Raw genomic sequence first — 18,676 nt, 5'->3', positions numbered from 1 at the left:
TCCGGATGACAGAGGACACGAAACCAGACTGCGCCTTGAACCCCCCCTGTCGTCGCCTGCAGACCGACGGCTACAACGGGGATGACGGCTACAACGAGGATATCGTGCAGGTACGGAGCGGCCGCTTCCCGCGGCTGCCCGGCATTTCTGGTTACCACCCGTTCAAGGCGCCCGTCGGGCGCACCTTGGCGCCGCCGTCGCACTTCACCGTTCGTCGCAGCCCGCCGCTGCAGACTCGTCAGACGGAGCTCAGCAGGGGTGTATCCATCCGGGCCGCCAGCTCCTCAAATGACATGCCGTAGGTCTCCCGGACGCGCACGCCGTCGGGTCCGATCAGGAAAACCGCCTCGTTGGTGTAGACGCGGGTCACGCAGCCCACTCCCGTGAGCGGATAGCTGCACTCGGGGACGAGCTTGGATTTTCCGTCCTTGGTAAACAGGGACATCATCACGTAGACCTCCTTGGCTCCGGTGGCCAGATCCATGGCGCCGCCCACGGCGGGAATTGCGTCGGGCGCGCCGGTGTGCCAGTTCGCCAGATCGCCGGTCGCGGAGACCTGGAAGGCGCCCAGGACACAGACGTCCAGGTGGCCGCCGCGCATGATGGCGAAGGAGTCGGCGTGGTGGAAGTACGATGCGCCGGGGAGCTCCGTGACGGGGATCTTGCCGGCATTGATCAGGTCCTCATCGATCTCGTCCCCCACTGCCACCGGTCCCATGCCGAGCATGCCGTTTTCCGTGTGCAGGGTGATGTTTTGCTCCGCCGTGAGGTAGTTGGACACCAGTGTGGGCTGCCCGATGCCGAGGTTCACATACGATCCGGCCGCAATGTCGCCGGCCACCAATTGGGCGAGCTGTTCCTTGCTGAGTTTGGTGCTCACTGGTTACCCTGTTCTTTCACGGCTTTGGCCGGGGCGGCAATCTCGACGACGGTGTTGACATAAATGCCGGGAGTGACGACGGCCTCGGGGTCCAGCTGGCCGGTCGGCACAATGCCGGTAACCTGAACGATGGTCCGTTTGGCCGCCGCCGCCATGATCGGCCCGAAGTTGCGGGCCGTTTTGCGGTATACAAGGTTGCCGGACCTGTCCGCGGTGAGCGCCTTGATCAGTGCAATGTCCCCATGAATGGGCGTTTCGAAGACATACCCCCGGCCGTCGATGAGACGGGTCTCCTTGCCCTCGGCCAGCATGGTGCCGTAACCGGTGGGTGTGAAAAACCCGCCGATGCCGGCCCCGGCTGCGCGGATGCGTTCGGCCAGGTTGCCCTGCGGCACCAACTCCAGCTCGGTCTCCCCGGAGCGGTAGGCGGCATCAAAATGCCACGAGTCGGATTGCCGGGGGAAGGAACAGATGATCTTCGACACCCGCCGCTCCTTGATCAGCAGCGCGAGCCCGGCATCCGCCTGGCCGGCATTGTTGTTGACCACCGTGAGTTGGGTGGCGCCGCCGTCAAGCAACGCGTCGATCAATTCCATCGGCTGCCCGGCGTTACCAAATCCGCCGATCAGTACGGTTGAACCATCCCGGATGCCAGCCACGGCTTCGGCCGCCGAGTCCACAAAATTGAGCATCGGCCCAATCTCCTTAAGTTCAGTAGTGCCCGAATTCCGCCGTGGACTAGTTTGTTGTTGCGGCGACGTTTTCCAGCACGACGGCGAGCCCCTGCCCCACGCCGATGCAGATCGCCGCCACGCCCCAGCGCTGTCCGGAGAGCTGCAGCCGGCGGCCCAGGGTGCCCAGGATCCTGACGCCGGAGGCGCCGAGTGGATGGCCGATCGCCAATGCCCCGCCCCAGGCGTTCACCATTCCCTCGTCGATCCCCCAGGCGTCGATGCACGCGAGCGATTGTGCGGCAAACGCTTCGTTAAGTTCGACGGCGGCCACGTCGGCCCAGGTGATTCCGGCCCGTTGCAGTGCCTGGTTGGCCGCCGCCACGGGGGCGAAGCCGAAGAATTGCGGCTCCAGGGCGGCGGCTCCCCGGCCGGCTATACGGGCCAACGGCGGCAAGCCCAGCAGTTCACCACCGGCTTCGCTGCCAATCCATGCCGCGGAGGCGCCGTCGTTCAACGGGGACGCATTGCCGGCCGTCACCGTCCCCCCTTCGGGTCCGTCGGCGACCGGCCGGAAGACCGTCTTCAGCCCTGCCAGCACCTCGGATGTGCTGGCAGGGCGGATGCTTTCATCCCGGGTGAGCGTGGAGCCCTGTACGGGCACCACCAGGGTGTCATAGTGTCCGTCGCGCCATGCCTTGTCCGCCAACGTGTGCGAGGCGGCGGCAAAGGCGTCCTGCCGTTCCCGGGTAATGCCGTGCCGCTGCCGCAGCTGCTCGGTGGCCTCTCCCAGGCTGACCGTCCAAACGGCCGGCATCTGCGGGTTCACCAGACGCCAGCCCAGGGTCGTGGACGCCAGGGCCAGGTCCCCTGCCGGGTAAGGGCGCTCCGTTTTCGGCAGCACCCAGGGAGCCCGGCTCATGGATTCGACGCCGCCGACCAGGAGCAGGTCCGCCTCGTCCGTGTTGATCTGCCGCGAGCCGATCATCGCCGCGTCCAGGCTGGAACCGCAGAGCCGGTTGACGGTGGTTCCCGGAACGGAGGTGGGCAGACCCGCCAACAGGGTGGCCATCCGTGCCACGTTCCGGTTCTCTTCCCCGGCCCCGTTGGCGTTGCCGAAGATCACCTCGTCGATGCGTCCGGGCTCCAGCCCGGGAGCGCGTTCGACGACGGCCCGCACCACCGAGGCGGCAAGGTCGTCCGGCCGGACGGTGGCCAGACCCCCGCCGAACTTGCCGAACGGCGTTCGGATGGCGTCGTAAATGAATGCCTGCTTCACGGTACTCCTCTGTGAATTGGGGGCGCTTTTCTGGCGTTCCAGTGTTCTCGATCGTTTCAGGGTTTTCGGTCGTTTCAGGGTTCTCGATCGTTTCGGGGTCCGCTGCGGGTCTCTCCGTCGATGACGGCGAACACTTCCTGCGCCACCTTAAAGCCTACGTTGGCCGACGGTACGCCGCAGTAAATGGCGGACTGGAGGATGACTTCCTTGATTTCGTCCCGGGTCATGCCGTTGGTCAGGGCGGCGCGCACATGCATGGCGAATTCGTCCCAATGGCCGTGGGCAATCATGGCCGTCAGGGTAATGGCGCTGCGGGTGGTGCGGGGCAGCCCGGGTCGTGTCCAGATGCTGCCCCAGGCGTAGCGGGTGATCAGGCTCTGAAAGTCCTCGGTGAAGTCGTCCATGCTGGCACCGGCACGGTCTACGTGGGCATCGCCGAGGACTTCCCGCCGCACCGCCATGCCCTCGTCGAACACGTCCTGTTGGGTGCGGGAAAGGTCGGCACTCGCGGGTCCAGAGCTCAGTTCGGCTGGCATTGACGACTCCTCATGGTTGGCACTGTGCATTTCCTGGTGAATCGGACGCGGCTCATGGTCCCGCGAAGAAAGCGGACAATAGTCCGGCCGTCTCCTGCGGCGCTTCGAGCGGGGCTTGGTGGGCGGCGGATTCGACGACCTCGGCGCGGCCGTGACGGACAGCGCCAGCGAGGGCTTTCACCATGGCGGGCGGGCAGACGGTGTCCTGCCCTCCGGCAATGGCAACCAAAGGAACCTCGATCCGGTCCAGGCTGTCCGTGATGTCGAATCCCGCCAGGGCTTCACAGCAGCGGGCATAACTGAACCTGTCGGCGTCCTGAAGGCTGTGAAGCAGCCTGGCGGACGCCTGGGGATGGTGTTCAACGAAGCCGGGGGCAAACCAGCGCTCAGCCGATCCGACGATTTGGGTGGGCGTGCCTTGGGCCTGCACGGTGTGGGCCCGGTCCAGCCAGCCCTGCGGCTCCCCCAGCTTGGATCCGGTGCAGATCGCGCCGAGGCCGGAGAACAGTTTCGGGAAGTCCACACCCAGCTGCAACGCCACACCGCCGGCCAGGGAAACGCCGGCGTAGTAGACCCTGCCCTGGGCAGGGATGTCCCCAGCTGCGCGAAGCGTGGACACGACGCCTGCCACTGCGGCGGCAAGCTCCGCCACGGAAAACGCTCCTGCCGACGCCGGGCTGGCCCCGTGCCCCGGCAAGTCGATGCCAATGACCTGGAATTCCGGCAGGAACGGCACGGCATCGCTCCACAGCGCTAGGGCGCCGGTGCCCAGGCCGGCACCGGCCAACAGCACGTGCTTGCCCGGGCCCGCGGACAGCAATGTTGGTGTTATCTCCGGAAGGCTCATGCTTGTGCCCATTTCGAATATCGTCTGTCGATCCTGTCAATGAGGGTATCGTTTTGCCCCAAATAGCCCGACGGATCAAGCAGGGCAGCGAGGTCCTGGTCGCTCAGCACGTCCCGGGGCACGGCATCGCGCAGCAGGTCAATCAACGCCGGAGCGCCGTCCGCGAGAGCCGAGCTGACCATTGCCTGGATCCGTTTGCGGCCCGCACCGGCAGTGCCGTCGTCCAGCAGGGGTGCCACCTGGAGCATGATCCGCTCACTGAGCAGCAGTTCGCCGCCGAGCAGCAGATTGGTCCCGAGCGCTGCGGTGTGGATCCGGAGTCCGTCGGCAAGTTCGGCCAGCTTGGCGGCGGCGCCTCCGGCCAGGCGCAGCAGCTGCCGCAATGCCTGCCATTCAACATGCCACGAACCGTCGGGGCGTTCATCAATAGCAGCGCCCGCCGCGGCCTGCAGCTGTGCAAGGTGTCCCGGGGCGGCCAGCGCGGCGCTGCGGATCAGCACCGAGAGCACCGGATTCTGCTTCTGCGGCATGGCCGAGGAGACGCCGCGGCTGGCCGAGAGCGGCTCGGACACTTCCGCAATTTCCGGCCGGCTCAGCAGCAGCACGTCATTGGCGATCTTGCCCGCTGCAGCCAGGACGTCGGACAATGCGTGGCCCAAGGCCGTCACCGGAAGACGGTTGGTCTGCCAGGGCGCCAGCGGATCGGCCAGGCCGAGCTCGGCGGCCAGCGCCGAGGTCCACGTCAGCGGGCCGCCGTCGACCCTTTCCTGTTTGTCAGCCAGCGCAGCCCGTGTGTCAGCCGGCGCAGCCTGTGCGTCAGCCGGCGCAGCGCATGAGTCAGCCGGCGCCGTCCGTTGGTCAGCCAGCGCCGTCAGCGCCGCCATGGTTCCGGCCGCGCCGCCCCACTGCAACGGCAGCGCAGCGGTCACATCGTCAAGCTTTTCACCGCTTTCCCCCACCGCCGCCAGCCACTGTGCCGCCTTGAGTCCAAAGGTGGACGGCAGGGAATGCTGCGTGAGCGTTCGCGCGGCCATCAGCGTCCGGCGGTGCTCCGACGCCATCCGTGCCAACGCCCGTGCGGCGTTCCGAAGGTCCGTTTCGATGACAGCGATGGCCCGCTGCGACATCAGCAGCAGAGCCGTGTCAACAATGTCCTGGCTGGTGGCTCCCCGATGGATCGCGGCGGCAGCTTCCGGGGACTCGCCGGCAACGGCGGCCCTCAGATCGGCCAGCAGCGGAATCAGGGGGTTCCCCCCTTGTTGGGCACGCTCGGCAAGGGAGGCCGCGTCATAGTTGCCGGCCAAGGCGGCCCGGGCCACCATTTCCACCAGTGCAGCCGGGACAAGTCCCACCCGGGCCTGAATGCGCACCCAGGCAAGTTCAACATCGAGCATCGCCTGGAGGAAGGCCTGGTCGCCGGTCAGCGCCGCAACCTGGGTCCCAGCCCAGGCCGGGGACAGCAGGCCGAAATCGCCGCCGTCGTGCAGCTGCCCTGCATCGGCCATGGCCCTAGGCTCCCGGGAAACTGAGGAACACCGTCTCGCGGTCACCCTGCAGACGGACGTCCCAGCGGAGGTCTCCGTTGGCTTCGCGGGTGGCGATCAGGGTGTTGCGGCGGTCCTCGGGCAGGGCCGCCAGCACCGGATCCTTGGCCAAGGCTTCGGTGTCCTCGGGCAGATAAATGCGGGTGTGCAGCTTGTTCTGCAGCCCGCGCGCGAAGACGACGACGGCGATGAAAGGCGCGCTGCCGGGTGCCGTGCCCCCGGGGTTGACAGTGGTGAACGCGTAGCAGCCGACGTTATCCACTGATTCGCGGCCCCAGCCGGTGAAGGTGTAACCGTCCCGGCGCAGGGAGCCGGTCCCTTGCACGATCGTGCCGTCCTCGTCGGCCTGCCAGATTTCCAGCAGGGCATCCGGAATGGGGTCGCCCTGGCCGTCGTAAACGGTCCCGTGCAGCCGGAGCGCGCCCGGCCGGGCTTGGCTGACGAGCTCGCCATCTTTCGCATACGGCAAGGCATACTCGAAAAACGGCCCAATGGTCTGCCCGGGGGTGGCGGGAAGGTTCGTGGTCGCCGGCGTTTGTTCGGTGTCTGATGGTTCAATCATTATTCGCCGTCCTCATCTTCCATCCAGGTACGGTTGCTGCCGCTGAGCACAATGTCCCAGTTGTACCCGGTGGCCCACTCGTGCGTGGTGATGTCGTGATCGTAGCGCGCCACGAGCAGGTCCCGGGCCTTCTGGTCCGTGATGGACTGGTAGATCGGATCCAGCGCAAACAACGGGTCCCCCGGGAAGTACATCTGGGTGATCATGCGCTGGGTGAAGTCCGTGCCAAAGAGCGAGAAGTGGATGTGCGCCGGCCGCCAGGCGTTGTAGTGGTTCTTCCAAGGGTACGGTCCGGGTTTGATCGTGGTGAACTCATAGCTGCCGTCCGCGCCCGTGATGCACCGGCCAACACCGGTGAAGTTGGGGTCGATCGGCGCCGGATGCTGGTCGCGCTTGTGGATGTATCGGCCGGCCGAGTTGGCCTGCCAGATCTCCACCAGTTGGCCGCACACCGGTCGGCCATCGCCGTCGAGCACCCGCCCTCGAACCTTCATCCGCTCCCCCAGGGGCTCCCCGTTGTGCTGAATCGTCAGGTCGCTTTCCAGCTCATGGACATCGCGCTGACCGAACGCGGGGCTCCAGAGTTCGATGGTCTCCGGATCCGCGTGATGCAGGTCCTTGGTGGGGTGGCGCAAAATGGAGCTGCGGTAGGGCGCAAAATCGATACGCGGCTGGGTCTCCTCGGCCGCCCCCGCCGCAACTGCGTCCCGGTAGCTGCGGTGGATGGCCTGAATTTCGGCGCTCAGCGAGGCCTGGGTGTCGGCCGCCGCGTCGGAACTGACGACGACGTGGCTGTCGTCAAAGGTTTCATCTGGCATGACGTGGACTCCTGTTCGTGGATTGAGTGGGGGTCTAAGCGGAAGGCCAGCCGGTATAAGCCTCGGCCAGGTACTGCTGGCCGTACCGGGACGTAGCGACGCTGTTGAGCTCACCGAGGATTCGCTTGCGCTCGAAGGAGCTTTGGTCCTCCCGGGTGTGCAGCATGCTGGTCATCCAAAAGGAGAAGTTCTGCGCCTTCCAGACCCGCTCCAGCGTCGTGTCGCTATAGCCCTCCAACAGTTCCCGGGATCCGGCGGCATAGAAGGAATCAATGGCCTCAAAGAGGACCTTCACGTCGGCCAGCGCCAGGTTCAGCCCCTTGGCGCCGGTGGGCGGGACGGTGTGGCCGGCATCCCCGGCCAGAAACAGATTGCCGTAGCGCATCGGTTCACAGACATAGGATCTGAACGGCAGCACCATCTGCTCGAAGATCCGTCCGCGCTTGAGCGTATAGCCGTCAGGTCCGTCGACGCGCTTCTGCAGCTCATCCCAGATTTGGTCCTCGGTCCAGACCGACGCGTCCTCGTTCGGGTCGCACTGGAAGTACATGCGCTGGACACGTTCACTGCGCTGGCTGATCAGGGCGAAGCCGTGCTCGGAGTTGGCGTAGATCAGTTCCGGTGCACTGGGCGGGGCTTCCGTGAGGATGCCAAACCAGGCAAACGGGTAGGCAATGAAATGGTCGGTGCGCTCGTCTGCGGGGATCGCCCGCTTGCAGATCCCCTGGGATCCGTCGGCGCCGGCGATGATGTCGCAGTGCACCTCGAACCGCTGGCTGTCCGCATCTGTAAAACGCATCTTGGGGACGTCGGTGGTCAGGTCCAAGACGTCGGAGTCCGTGACGGAAAAACGGACATCTCCGCCGTCTCGTTTTCGTGCCACGGCCAGATCCACGAAGACCTCATTCTGCGGGTAGAGCCACACGGACTCCCCCACCAGGTCCTGAAAGTCCAAGCGGTGGCTGACCCCGTTGAATCGGAGGTCAATGCCATCGTGGCGGTGCCCCTCTGTCAACACCCGGCCATCGACGCCGGTGTCGGTCAGCATTTTCACCGACCCCGCTTCAAGGATGCCGGCGCGGTGTGTATTGCGGATGGTCTCGTGGTCGCGCTTCTCGATCACGATGTTGTCAATGCCCGCCCGCGAGAGCAGGTGGGAAAGCATGAGTCCGGCGGGACCGCCGCCAACAATACCGACTTTTGTCCTGATGATCTGCGCGGAACTCAAATGGTCTCCTTTGACGGTGCCAAACTGTAGCCTCACCCAGTGTGACCCAGCAGATAGGGACGCCACCGCTGCGTTCTTATTGAATGGGAATGCTGGCCTGCTCCGGCTTCGGAACCACACCCATAGACCGTGAAATTCCGCGTGAGCCGGCCATCAGCACCGGGAGGATCGAATGCAGGTTGTCCCCCAGAAGGGGCACCACAACGCTCAGCGCCGCAATGGCAAGGTTCCGGGCCCCCAGCACGGGAACGGCCACCCCCGATGTCTCGGTGTCGACCAGCCCATCCAGGGCAGCGTATCCCTGCTGCCGGACACGGGCGAGAAGCTGGCGGAGGTCAATGGAGACCGAATCGAGCGGGACCGCCGCGTGCGGATGGCAGGTCAGGTAGGCCTCCTGCATATGGCCGGGCGCATAGGCCAACAAGACAACGCCCGACGACGTCCTGTGCACCGGCAGACGGCCGGCCACCCGGGCCGGATTGACCACCGATTCCCGGCTGGAAAGCCGCTCGATGAACAGCACCTCGTCGTCCCGCAGGACGGCAAGCTGGGTATGCTGGCGCACCACGGACTGAATGTCTTCCATGAACGGCCTGGCTGCTTCGCGCAGATCCACCGCCGGTGAACTGCGGCTGGCGAGCTCCCACAGACGCAGGCCCAGGGAGACCTGGCCTCCATCGGAACGGGACAGCAAGTCTCGCCGGACAAGCTTATCAACGAGCCGGTAGGCCGTGGCCGGTGGAATGTCGGCCAGACGGGCCAGTGCCGAGACGGTCATGGAATTACGCGAACCGTCAAAAGCACTCAGGATGCGCACAAAGCGGTCCAACATCGAGTCCCCGGACTTGGAATTAGCCATCCCGCTATGCTCGCACGCTCCGGCGGCGATGTCCCTTCCGCCCAGGTGACATTCGGTGTTGCCAGGAACTGCTTGACCAAAACAACAAGGCACGACGGCGACGCACAGGAGCAAGCGGGCCGGGCGTCACATCCGGTTTTTGGTCCTGGCCGTCGCGGGCGCCGTCCACGGATCCTCCGGCCAGGGATGCTTCGGATAGCGGCCCCGCATCTGAGCCCGGACCTGCGCATAGGGTCCGGACCAAAAGGAAGCCAGGTCGTCCGTCACGGCCAACGGCCGTCCGGCCGGAGAGAGCAGGTGGAACAGCACCGGGACTCTTCCGTCCACCAGCCGCGGCGTCTGTGCCCAGCCGAAGCACTCCTGCAGCTTGACCGCCACCACCGGCCGGCCGGCGTCGTCCGCCACGTCCGGGTAGCCAATCCGCACCCGCGACCCGCTCGGCACCTCAAGCCGCTCCGGGGCCAGCCCGCCCAACCGGGCCGCGTCGGGCCACGGCAGCAGCCGCCGCAACGGGTCGGCCAGGTCGATCCCGGCCGTGGCGGTCCCGCTGGCCAAGGCCTCAAGCTCCGGCGCCAGCCACTCGTCCAGCCGGGCCAGCAATGCCCGCTCGGAAACGTCCGGCCAGGGATCACCCAGCTCCCGGTGCAGCAGGGCGAGGCGGCGGCGCAACCCGTCCGCCGCCGTCGACCAGCCGACCATGCCCAGCCCCTCCGTCTCCATCGCCCGGGCCACCGCCGCGCGTCCCTCCTCCGCGGGTGGCCGGACCGGCGTGGAAGACAGCACGATCGCTCCCAGCCGGCGTTCGCGCCGGGCAGTGACCCGGCCCAGGCTGAACACCGCCTCCACCGTCTCACTGAGCAGATGGCCGGCGGCGGCCTCCGCCGTGTCCGCGGTCAGCGCGGCGGCGGACCGGATGACGGCTCCCGTCCCGGCCGCGTCGCGTCCCTGTGCGCGCGAGACCTCGGCCACGGCCAGCCATTCGTGCCCGGACAGCGCACTGCCGGCCGGCAGGCCCGCCCGGGTCCCGGACGACAGCAGGTACTGCTGGGGCCCCGCGACCGGGACGCGGTGCGCCACCCGGTCCGGGAACGCCAGGGCGACGACGAAACCCACCGACTCCGCGGCGGTCACCGGCACAGCGGGTGAGAACGGCGCGGCGGACTCCTCCTGGCGTGCGATCGCCGCCATCCGCCGGACATCCTCCACCCATCGCCGGGCTTCCGGTGTCCTGTCCGTCCGCAGCGTGGTCAACAGCCGGGTGAGGTCAGCGCCGGGAGCGCGCAGATCCCCGGACACGAGAGCGACGGTTTCTGCCGCAGTGCGTTGCCCGACGACGGCGGTGCCGTCCAGCAGGGCGCGGGCCAGCCGCGGATCGGCGGGGATCCTGGCCAGGGTCTTGCCCAGGTCGGTGGCCAGGCCGTCCGGGCCCACCGCGCCCAGCTCGCTCAGCACCTCAATGGCCTCATTCATGGCGGCCTGGGGCGGGGCATCCGGAAGGGTCAGTCCCCTGCCGCTGGGCGCTCCCCAACAGGCCAGAACCAGGGCGGCGCCCGTCAAATCCGCCGCCGCAATCTCCGGGGTCCGGTGCGCCGGCGCGGCGCCAAAGGTCTTCTGGTCGTAGCAGCGGACCACCAGCCCGGGTCCCTGCCGGGCCGCCCGTCCGGCGCGCTGATCGGCCGAGGCCCGGGAGCACGACCCGGTCACCAGGCCGGACATGCCGCGCGTGCTGTCCCGCCGCGGTTCGCGTGACAGCCCCGAATCGACGACCAGCCGGACGCCGGGAACCGTCAGGGACGATTCTGCCAGTGCCGTGGAAACGATGATCCGCGGGAGCCCACCGGGAACCCGTCCGGAGACGGCCCGGTCCTGCGCCGCCGGACCGATCCGGCCGTGCAGCTCCAGTACCTCGACGCGCGGCCCGGCCCGCTCGCGCAGCCGGGCCGCGACGTACTGCACCTCCCATGCACCCGGGAGAAACACCAGGGCGTCGATGTCAGGGTCCACCGTATGCGCTTCGGCCTGCGCCGCCACGGCCGTGTCCGCCACATGGTCCAGGAATGCGCGCGTCACTCCCCGATCATCCAGCCGCGGCGCCGCGCCAGGCACCCAACGCACTTCCAGCGGCTGCAGCGCGGACGGACAGTCGACGACGGGAGCCGGGCCGCCGCCGTCGTACGCCCCGATCAGGGCAGCGAACCGGGGCGCGTCCAGGGTGGCGGACATGGCAACGAGGGTGAGGTCACCGCGCAGCTGGCGGACCTCGGTGAGCATGCCGAGCAGGAGGTCGGTCTCCAGCCCGCGTTCGTGCACCTCGTCGAGGATGACGGCGGAGGTCGTCTCCAGGCCGGGATCCGCGAGCAGACGGCGGAGCAGGATCCCCGGGGTGACGAATTCGATCAGGGTTTCCGGGCCCGCCTTCCGTTCCCCACGGACCGTGTACCCGACGCGGTCCCCGAGCCGGCTGCCGTCCAGGGCGGCAAGGCGCCGGGCCGCCGAGCGCGCGGCAACGCGGCGTGGCTGACTCACGACGACGCGTGGCCGGGGTCCGTTCGCCTGTGCGGCCAGGTCGGCGGCGCCGGCGGCTAGGTTGGCGGGATTGGCACCGGCGGCGAGGTTGATGGCGAGGTTGGCGAGCAGTGGTGGCACCAGCGTGGTTTTGCCCGTCCCCGGAGGCGCCTGCACCACGGCGGTTCCGGCCGGACCTCCCGCACGCAGGGCTTCGGCGAGCTCCCCCAGTGCGTCCGCGAAGACCAGCCCGGTCCCGATGGCGTCCAGATCGAAGCGGGCACCAGCGGGGTCCGATACGGTCAGCCGAGTAGTCACGCCTCCATTGTGCCCGAAAACCATCCCCCCGGGCCGCTGCCTGGCCAGGCCGGTGCCAGCGGCCATCGGATCCCCATCTAGCCTGTGAGGGAAGTAGCCAGAACCAACCACTCCGACCAACTGCGGCCTGCGTCCCGTTGCTCAGCTTCGGCAGGCATTCCACTCCTGGGCTCGGCTGTTGTTGGAACGGGCGCCGTCAGCCTTTCTGCAGGTCTTCGTGGTGCACGGCGACAACGTTCGGGTGGGCCCGCAACCGGTAGCGAAGGGCGTTATCCCCGTAGGTCTCCAGAATCGGGCTGTTCGTCGGGTCAACCGACAGGCCGCGGGCCCTGGCTTGAAACTCCGGGCTCACCGCGAGCTGCGGCATTGTCGCGTCCAGCGCCGGATTGTAGAAGAACGGAAGGGAGACCCTGTCGGTGCCGCGAAGCGGCGAGATCACGCGGTGCAGGGTCGCCTTCAGGTAGCCGTTAGTGGCCAGCTCGAGCATCTCGCCGATGTTAACCACGAATGTTCCAGGCACCTGTGGTGCGTCGATCCACTGCCCCCGGTACTCGACCTGGAGGCCGCCCTTCCCGGGCTCCACCAACAGGAGCGTCAGCACACCGCCGTCGCGGTGGGAGCCGACACCCTGCTGGGGTTCCGGGTCGGACTCCCCCGGATACCGCACAATCTTGAGCAGGGGGAAAGCCCGTGCGGCGAATGCCTCGTCGAAGGTGTCCTCGGGCGCTCCGAGGGACACCGCCAGGGCGCGCAGGAGAGTCAGTGAGATGATGCTCAGCCGCTCCGTCCACTCCGAGACAATTTCCCGCATCTCGGGCAGCGCATCCGGCCACAGGTTGGGCCCCTCGAGGCGCCAATAGTCAGCGACGCCCGGGCCCGGTTCCACCGCATCCCGCTCGACGCCGATGTCGATCTGCTCGCGCCAGTCGACTGCACCGTCCGTGAGCTCGCCGCCGACCCGGGTGTAGCCCCGGAACTGTGGACTGTGGACATTCTCGACCGCGAGCTTCTGTTCGTCGGCCAGCTCGAAGAAGCGCCGGGATACGTCCAGGATCGCGTCCGTGAGCTCCTGCGGGATGCCATGGCCGGCCAGGTAAAGGAATCCGACCTCGTGCATGGCGTTGCGCAGTTCGTCACGAAACCGGGACGCCTCCTCCGGTCCCGCATTCAATCGGGAGAAGTCGAGTACGGGCAATGTTTCGAGTGGCAACGTCCTTAGTCCTTTTCAGCGAACTTGGCAAGCGAGAACCTGTATCTGCTGTAATGTTACGGCCCGGGCTCCGCCGAGATACATTTACGTGTCGAAATATGACATCTGAACGTGTCCTCCTACTGCCGGAAAGCTGCTTCCGGCGTCGGGCCGCCCAACCGGGCCAGCAAGGCCTGCTCGGTGGATGCACTCGGCTACGTCACGGCAGCACGGCCCCCGGTCTGACAGAAGTCCTCGGTCGGCAGAAGGAGCGGCCGGCTCAGTCCGTTGCGCCGAGCGCGCGTAAAGCGCGGTCGAGCGAGCGTCCGAGGCCCCACTTCTCGGACAGCATGTGCAGCGCGTTGAGACGATCGGCATCAAGCGGATGGATACGTGCATCTACCTCACCGAGATCGAGGTCGCGCACGACTTCGACGACACGGGGTGCCACCTTAAGGTAGGCCGAGGAAGCGATGACCTTCGATCGCACCGACGCCGACAGTGGCGTCGCCTGATCCTGAGCAGCTTCGATGATCCCTCCGAGACCGCCGAACTGCGCCAGCAGGCCGGCGGCCGTCTTCTCCCCGATGCCGGGAACTCCGGGGAGCCCGTCGGAGGGGTCTCCGCGCATGACAGCGAAGTCTGCATACTGGCCCGGAAGGACCCCGTACTTCGACACGACGACGGAGTCGGTGACGAACTCGAGCTTGCTCATCCCGCGGGCCGTGTAGATCACGCGGACACCGGACTCGTCGTCGACGAGCTGGAACAGGTCGCGGTCACCTGTGACGATGTCGACAGGAAGCTGCGCTCGGGTCGCGAGCGTGCCGATCACGTCGTCGGCCTCATTGTCGTCCGCGCCGATGATCGGTATGCCGAGTGCGCCGAGCAGCTCCCGGATGATCGGGAGCTGCGGGACGAGGAGTTCCGGCGTCTCCTCCACGTCATTGCCGCTGGGCACCAGTTCGGCGACGCGGTGTGACTTGTAACCGGGAATCAGCGCAACACGCCAGTGCGGGCGCCAATTGTCATCCCAACAGGCGACCAGTTCGCTCGGCTCGAAGTCGGTGACCAGCCGGGCAATGATGTCCAGCAGCCCGCGAACAGCGTTGACGGGCGAACCGTCGGGGGCGCGAATGGTGTCGGGCAGCCCATGGAAGGCGCGGAAGTACAGCGAAGCGGTGTCGAGAAGCATCAATCGTCCGGTCACATCACCGATCATGGCACGGCCAGCTTCAAGCCTCATCGATGACCGCCGTCGTCGTAATCGTGTCCTGCAACCCGGCCGATGTCGATACGACCGGATCCGCGAAAAATTACTCCCTCTGTCCTGTGACATTCGAAAAAACGCTGTAGATGATTGCCGGGCGCAAGATCCATTTTGCGAATTGGGACGTGAACCGGCCGTGGCCCCGGCGGACGCTCCTCTGGCTGCGGTGGGCAGCGCGCGCGAGCGCCTCCCCGTGCACCGCCAGCGGAAACCGTAGCCCTGGCCGACGACGCCATGCCGCTCGGCACACGCGCCGGGGCGCGGACTCGGGAACCAGGTCAGGCATTGCCGAAGCGCCCATCGATATTGTTCGACGGTCCTACTTGTAGCCGACGGTCCTACTTGTAGAGGAAGGCGACCTCGGTTTAATATCTCCACAATCGATGCGCAAAGCACCGGTTGACCAAGTCACACGGCTGACTCGCTCCCGTGTGGCCGCAACGGAAAGGAGACGGCGATGGCCGCCATTGTGAACTACTTCGAGGTCGGCTCGGCTAACCCGGATACCGCCCAAAAATTCTACGGCTCATTATTCGACTGGACCTTCGGTGAGCCCTCGCCGGTCGGCTACCGCATGGTCAACGGCGATAAGGGAGGGCTGTGGGACACCACGTCGATGGGCGCAGCTTCCTGGGCGATTTTCTATGTGCAGGTCGACGACGTCAAGGCCGCAATCGCCCGAGCCGAGTCCCTCGGCGCGAGCGTCGCTGTCCCGTTCGTCGACAACGGCGCCATCGAGTTCGCGCACCTCCTAGACCCGCAGGGCAACCGCTTCGGCGTATGGCGGCCTAAACCATCGGACTAAACCCAAAAACGTCTGCAGAAGTCGCAACGATCGCACGGCACCGGGCTTGCCGGCAAAATCAGCGGATTGATCGGATGGCCATGATATGAATTGCCCATAGCGACGAATGAGCGGCTCTACTTTCAGCTGGAGGAACGATCATGTCTGGACCTGAAGATGCCTCCGGAGCACCGGATGCTTCGGCGTCAAAATTCCGCGCAGGAGAAACGGCAATTTGGGCCGATAACCTCGGCAGGGCCAGCATCCGATCGGTGCAGGTGCTTCTGGTCACCGCTCTGGTCGGGGTGATCGTATGGGCGGCGACGCGGGTCCCGCTGGTCCTCACTCCTGTTCTGATCGCCCTCATTCTCGCCTCCGCCATATCCCCCTCGTGCGTTGGCTGACCGCTAAACGCTGGCCGCGCGCACTGGCCGTCGCCACGTCACTCGTGGCCATTCTGGCGGTCTTCGGCGCGGTCGTCACCGGCGTCGTCGACCTTATCCGGCACCAATCGAAGGAACTCGCCACCCGAGCAGTGGCTGGCATTGATCAACTCCACGCCTCCTTGAACGCTGGCCCCTTTCCGCTCAGCGATGCCCAAATCAACTCCGGCCGCGACCAGATCCAAAAGTTCTTCACCAGCGGCTCATTCGGCACCGAAGCACTCTCGGGGCTGCGGGTTGCGGCAGAAACCGCGGCCGGTACGGTCCTGATGGCCGTCATACTGTTCTTCTTCCTCAAGGACGGCGCGAAGATCCGCGCCTTTTTGTTCGGGTTTCTTCCAGAACAGCACGAAGCCAAGGCCCACATCGCTGCCGAACACAGTGCCATCGTACTGGGCGGGTATGTACGGGGTACCGCAATCATTGCGGCCATCGACGGGTTGATCGTCGGCATCGCCCTGGCCATCCTTCAGGTTCCCCTGGCCCTGCCGTTGGCCGTGTTCGTCTTCATTGGAGGATTCATCCCCATCATCGGTGCGACCGCGGCCGGAAGCCTTGCCGTCCTCGTCGCCCTGGTATCGAACGGGCCAGTGTCCGCGCTGATCGTTTTGACCGTTTTGATCGGGGCGAATCAATTCGAGCACCACATACTTCAGCCGGTCCTGATGGGCAAGGTTCTCCACATACATGGTCTGGTGATCCTGCTGGCCCTCGCCGCGGGAGCCATGCTCGCCGGAGTCCTGGGCGCCTTGCTGGCCGTCCCGCTGACAGCGGTCGGCTGGACGGTCATTAAGACCTGGTCCGGTCGGGATGATCCCGGCCAGGAGGTTCCCGGTCCGCACCCTATCGGTTCCAACGCGGAGGGAACAGCCATTTGAAACGATGGACTAACCCAGTTAAGTAACACAGCCACAGAGGAGGCCGCAGAATGACCACCTGGTTGCTCCCGGAGCTGGGCGCCGCCAGCTACCCGACCCTCAGGCATTTCCTGGAGGACGGCTTTGTTGACCCGGTCATTCAGTCACTGAATACTTGAACCGGTCCACGGCCGCTTGACGACGACAATCAATCGAGGCCAAGAAGCGGCCAGGGTCGCCGAAAGCTGGGCGGCCGTGGCAGCGGCGAGGGCGGTATGGCTTTGGCCATCATCAGTATTGGGGCCTCCACAACCTCCGGGTACTCCAGGGTCGTGACCTTCTCCTGGCCTCCGCATTTTTCTGGCTGACCATCGGAATCTGGAGCATCCGCCCCTGCAAGCGACGCATCTCACGAATCGAAGGCCACACCGACCAAACTCGGCGGCACAACGGCGTCGCCCGACAGCCGCGTCGTCGATCTCCGGAGCCGGAAAAAACGGGGCGAACGCTTCAAATCCGGCACCGCATATGCAAAGCTAAGTGTCCTTACGCTTTTGACTTTCCGGAGGTTTTGTCCATGATTGAGAAGCTTCACGACGCGGGCATCAAGAGCGAGTACGCCTACATGGGTGGATTTGCCTCCATTGGCTCGTCCCTGGCTTCATGGCTGGTGAGCCGGGCCAAGTCGTCGCACTCCAAGGCGCACTCCGACTGGTTGTGCAACAGCCAGGTCAGGTAAACGCCGGCGACGAAGGAAATTTGAGTGCACTCATGATGTCGTCCTTGCCCCTGTGGCTCCTGATCGTGATCTTCCTTGGCGCTTCGGTGGTCATCTGGTTCGCAGGCATTCAACTGTCCAACAAGACAAACATCCTGGATCAGCGCTTCCACCTCGGCTCGGCCCTCGGCGGGCTGATCCTGCTGGCTGTAGCAACGAACCTTCCCGAGCTCGCGATCACGATCAGCGCCGCCATCTCCGGAAACCTCGAAGTCGCCGTGGGCAATATTCTCGGCGGCATTGCCCTGCAGACCGTCGTCCTGGTAGTGCTGGATGTCTTCGGGATCAAAGGAAAACACCCACTGACCTATAAGGCCGCGTCGCTGACACTCGTCATTGAAGCCGTGACCGTCGTCGCGATCCTCGGCGTCGTCATTGCCGGCAGCCAAATGCCACCGGGGCTTGTCATCGCCCGCCTGACACCCGACGTCGTTCTCATCACAGCCATTTGGGTCGTCGGGCTGCTGCTGGTCCAACGCGCGCAAAAACACCTTCCATGGCAGGAACAGGGCGAGGCCCCGGAAAGCCAACCCGAACCCAAGGGCCACAGTAAGGCGAAAGCCCAGCACGACTCAAGCAAGACAAAAAGCACCGGCGCCTCCGTCGCAGTTTTCGCCGCCGCCGCCCTCGCGACACTCATTGCCGGCGTGATTCTGGAACAAAGCGGCAGCGCAGCCGCAGACCACATCGGACTCTCCGGAGTCCTATTCGGAGCCACAGTCCTGGCACTGGCAACGTCCCTACCGGAGATTTCCACCGGCTTGGCCTCGGTACGGCAGGGTGATTACAAACTAGCGGTCAGCGACATCTTCGGAGGCAATGCGTTTCTTCCGGTTCTTTTCCTGCTGGCCGTGCTCATCTCGGGCAAGGCAGTCCTCCCCCAAGCCCAGGCCACAGACATCTACCTCACCGCCCTGGCGATCATCCTCACCTTGGTTTACCTGCTCGGCCTGCTCTTTCGGCCCCAACGACGGATCGCGCGGATGGGAACCGACTCCCTGATCGTGCTCGTGCTTTACGCTGTCGGCATCGCCGGGCTTTTCGTCGTCGCTGGAGGGTAGCCCATCGCAACAACCCGAGACCCGCCCTGGCCACGTAGAAAGAGACCTGGGGCCGGCGCCGGCTTGACCCTCCACCGAATCCTGATCCCTCCTCGCGATCAGTGGCGGCGGCGGCGGCGGCACAGGTTCCGGTTCAGTGCGGCCGGCCGGCAACGCGGCTGCGAGCAGACACCGGAATCCCCGCTCAACGCCGATCAGTGGACGGCCAGGACTCCTGTCGCACTATCCGTTTCGATAACGGGGGAAA

18 protein-coding genes are annotated in these 18,676 nt (G+C 65.9%); 5 read left to right on the top strand and 13 right to left on the bottom strand.

The genetic code is table 11. From position 1 onward, the window contains the following. Positions 1-238: 238 nt before the first annotated feature. The 13 genes from ACLLJI_RS08300 to ACLLJI_RS08240 all read right to left on the bottom strand — a co-directional run bounded on the left by ACLLJI_RS08300 (position 239) and on the right by ACLLJI_RS08240 (position 14,482). Positions 239-880: a 3-oxoacid CoA-transferase subunit B gene (locus ACLLJI_RS08300; RefSeq protein WP_434620118.1), complete on the bottom strand. Its 642-nt coding sequence runs from the start codon at positions 878-880 to the stop codon at positions 239-241. Continuing rightward, on the bottom strand, positions 877-1,572 hold the full coding sequence (locus ACLLJI_RS08295; protein ID WP_434620115.1) for a 3-oxoacid CoA-transferase subunit A: 696 nt from the start codon (positions 1,570-1,572) through the stop codon (positions 877-879). Before ACLLJI_RS08295 ends, ACLLJI_RS08300 begins: the two co-directional genes overlap by 4 nt. 46 nt (positions 1,573-1,618) lie before the next feature. Then, complete coding sequence (locus tag ACLLJI_RS08290) at positions 1,619-2,830, bottom strand: thiolase family protein (protein ID WP_434620111.1); 1,212 nt, start codon at positions 2,828-2,830, stop codon at positions 1,619-1,621. A gap of 74 nt (positions 2,831-2,904) precedes the next feature. Continuing rightward, positions 2,905-3,366, bottom strand: coding sequence for a 4-carboxymuconolactone decarboxylase (pcaC, locus tag ACLLJI_RS08285; protein ID WP_283560681.1), 462 nt, complete (start codon positions 3,364-3,366; stop codon positions 2,905-2,907). Positions 3,367-3,418: 52 nt separating this feature from the next. After that, positions 3,419-4,225 carry an alpha/beta fold hydrolase gene (locus tag ACLLJI_RS08280; RefSeq protein ID WP_434620108.1) on the bottom strand — a complete coding sequence of 269 codons (807 nt, stop codon included), beginning with the start codon at positions 4,223-4,225 and terminating at the stop codon, positions 3,419-3,421. Further along, positions 4,210-5,718: a lyase family protein gene (locus ACLLJI_RS08275; RefSeq protein ID WP_434620105.1), complete on the bottom strand. Its 1,509-nt coding sequence runs from the start codon at positions 5,716-5,718 to the stop codon at positions 4,210-4,212. The genes ACLLJI_RS08280 and ACLLJI_RS08275 overlap by 16 nt, the downstream gene beginning before the upstream one ends. A 4-nt stretch (positions 5,719-5,722) precedes the next feature. Then, the gene (pcaG, locus tag ACLLJI_RS08270) at positions 5,723-6,319 is read right to left on the bottom strand and encodes a protocatechuate 3,4-dioxygenase subunit alpha (protein ID WP_434620102.1); all 597 of its coding nucleotides are present in this window, start codon (positions 6,317-6,319) and stop codon (positions 5,723-5,725) included. Next, complete coding sequence (gene pcaH / locus ACLLJI_RS08265; protein WP_283560685.1) at positions 6,319-7,137, bottom strand: protocatechuate 3,4-dioxygenase subunit beta; 819 nt, start codon at positions 7,135-7,137, stop codon at positions 6,319-6,321. The genes pcaG and pcaH overlap by 1 nt, the downstream gene beginning before the upstream one ends. Positions 7,138-7,171: 34 nt before the next feature. Continuing rightward, positions 7,172-8,365, bottom strand: coding sequence for a 4-hydroxybenzoate 3-monooxygenase (locus ACLLJI_RS08260; RefSeq protein WP_434620098.1), 1,194 nt, complete (start codon positions 8,363-8,365; stop codon positions 7,172-7,174). A 76-nt stretch (positions 8,366-8,441) separates the two neighbouring features. Beyond that, a complete protein-coding gene (locus ACLLJI_RS08255) occupies positions 8,442-9,224 on the bottom strand; it encodes an IclR family transcriptional regulator (protein ID WP_434620095.1) in 783 nt (260 codons plus the stop codon). A gap of 126 nt (positions 9,225-9,350) precedes the next feature. Continuing rightward, on the bottom strand, positions 9,351-12,071 hold the full coding sequence (gene hrpB / locus ACLLJI_RS08250; RefSeq protein WP_434621364.1) for an ATP-dependent helicase HrpB: 2,721 nt from the start codon (positions 12,069-12,071) through the stop codon (positions 9,351-9,353). A 172-nt stretch (positions 12,072-12,243) separates the two neighbouring features. Continuing rightward, positions 12,244-13,257, bottom strand: coding sequence for an isopenicillin N synthase family dioxygenase (locus ACLLJI_RS08245; protein WP_434620091.1), 1,014 nt, complete (start codon positions 13,255-13,257; stop codon positions 12,244-12,246). Between the two features lie 259 nt (positions 13,258-13,516). Next, positions 13,517-14,482 carry a 5'-3' exonuclease gene (locus ACLLJI_RS08240; protein WP_434620088.1) on the bottom strand — a complete coding sequence of 322 codons (966 nt, stop codon included), beginning with the start codon at positions 14,480-14,482 and terminating at the stop codon, positions 13,517-13,519. A 481-nt stretch (positions 14,483-14,963) separates the two neighbouring features. On the opposite strand from ACLLJI_RS08240, the gene ACLLJI_RS08235 reads away from it, so the two are divergent. The 5 genes from ACLLJI_RS08235 to ACLLJI_RS08215 all read left to right on the top strand — a co-directional run bounded on the left by ACLLJI_RS08235 (position 14,964) and on the right by ACLLJI_RS08215 (position 18,429). Further along, a complete protein-coding gene (locus tag ACLLJI_RS08235; RefSeq protein ID WP_434620085.1) occupies positions 14,964-15,311 on the top strand; it encodes a VOC family protein in 348 nt (115 codons plus the stop codon). Positions 15,312-15,451: 140 nt separating this feature from the next. After that, positions 15,452-15,694: a hypothetical protein gene (locus ACLLJI_RS08230; RefSeq protein ID WP_434620082.1), complete on the top strand. Its 243-nt coding sequence runs from the start codon at positions 15,452-15,454 to the stop codon at positions 15,692-15,694. Then, complete coding sequence (locus tag ACLLJI_RS08225) at positions 15,682-16,611, top strand: AI-2E family transporter (RefSeq protein WP_434620079.1); 930 nt, start codon at positions 15,682-15,684, stop codon at positions 16,609-16,611. Before ACLLJI_RS08230 ends, ACLLJI_RS08225 begins: the two co-directional genes overlap by 13 nt. A 556-nt stretch (positions 16,612-17,167) precedes the next feature. Continuing rightward, a complete protein-coding gene (locus ACLLJI_RS08220; RefSeq protein ID WP_283560696.1) occupies positions 17,168-17,329 on the top strand; it encodes a hypothetical protein in 162 nt (53 codons plus the stop codon). Positions 17,330-17,349: 20 nt separating this feature from the next. Beyond that, the gene (locus tag ACLLJI_RS08215) at positions 17,350-18,429 is read left to right on the top strand and encodes a sodium:calcium antiporter (protein WP_434620075.1); all 1,080 of its coding nucleotides are present in this window, start codon (positions 17,350-17,352) and stop codon (positions 18,427-18,429) included. The last annotated feature ends 247 nt before the right edge of the window (positions 18,430-18,676 follow it).

The organism is Arthrobacter sp. A5 (genome assembly GCF_051131705.1).
Classification (GTDB): Bacteria; Actinomycetota; Actinomycetes; order Actinomycetales; family Micrococcaceae; genus Arthrobacter_M.
Note: the sequence above shows the minus strand (reverse complement) of the source record. Positions and strands in the feature narration are given on the sequence as shown.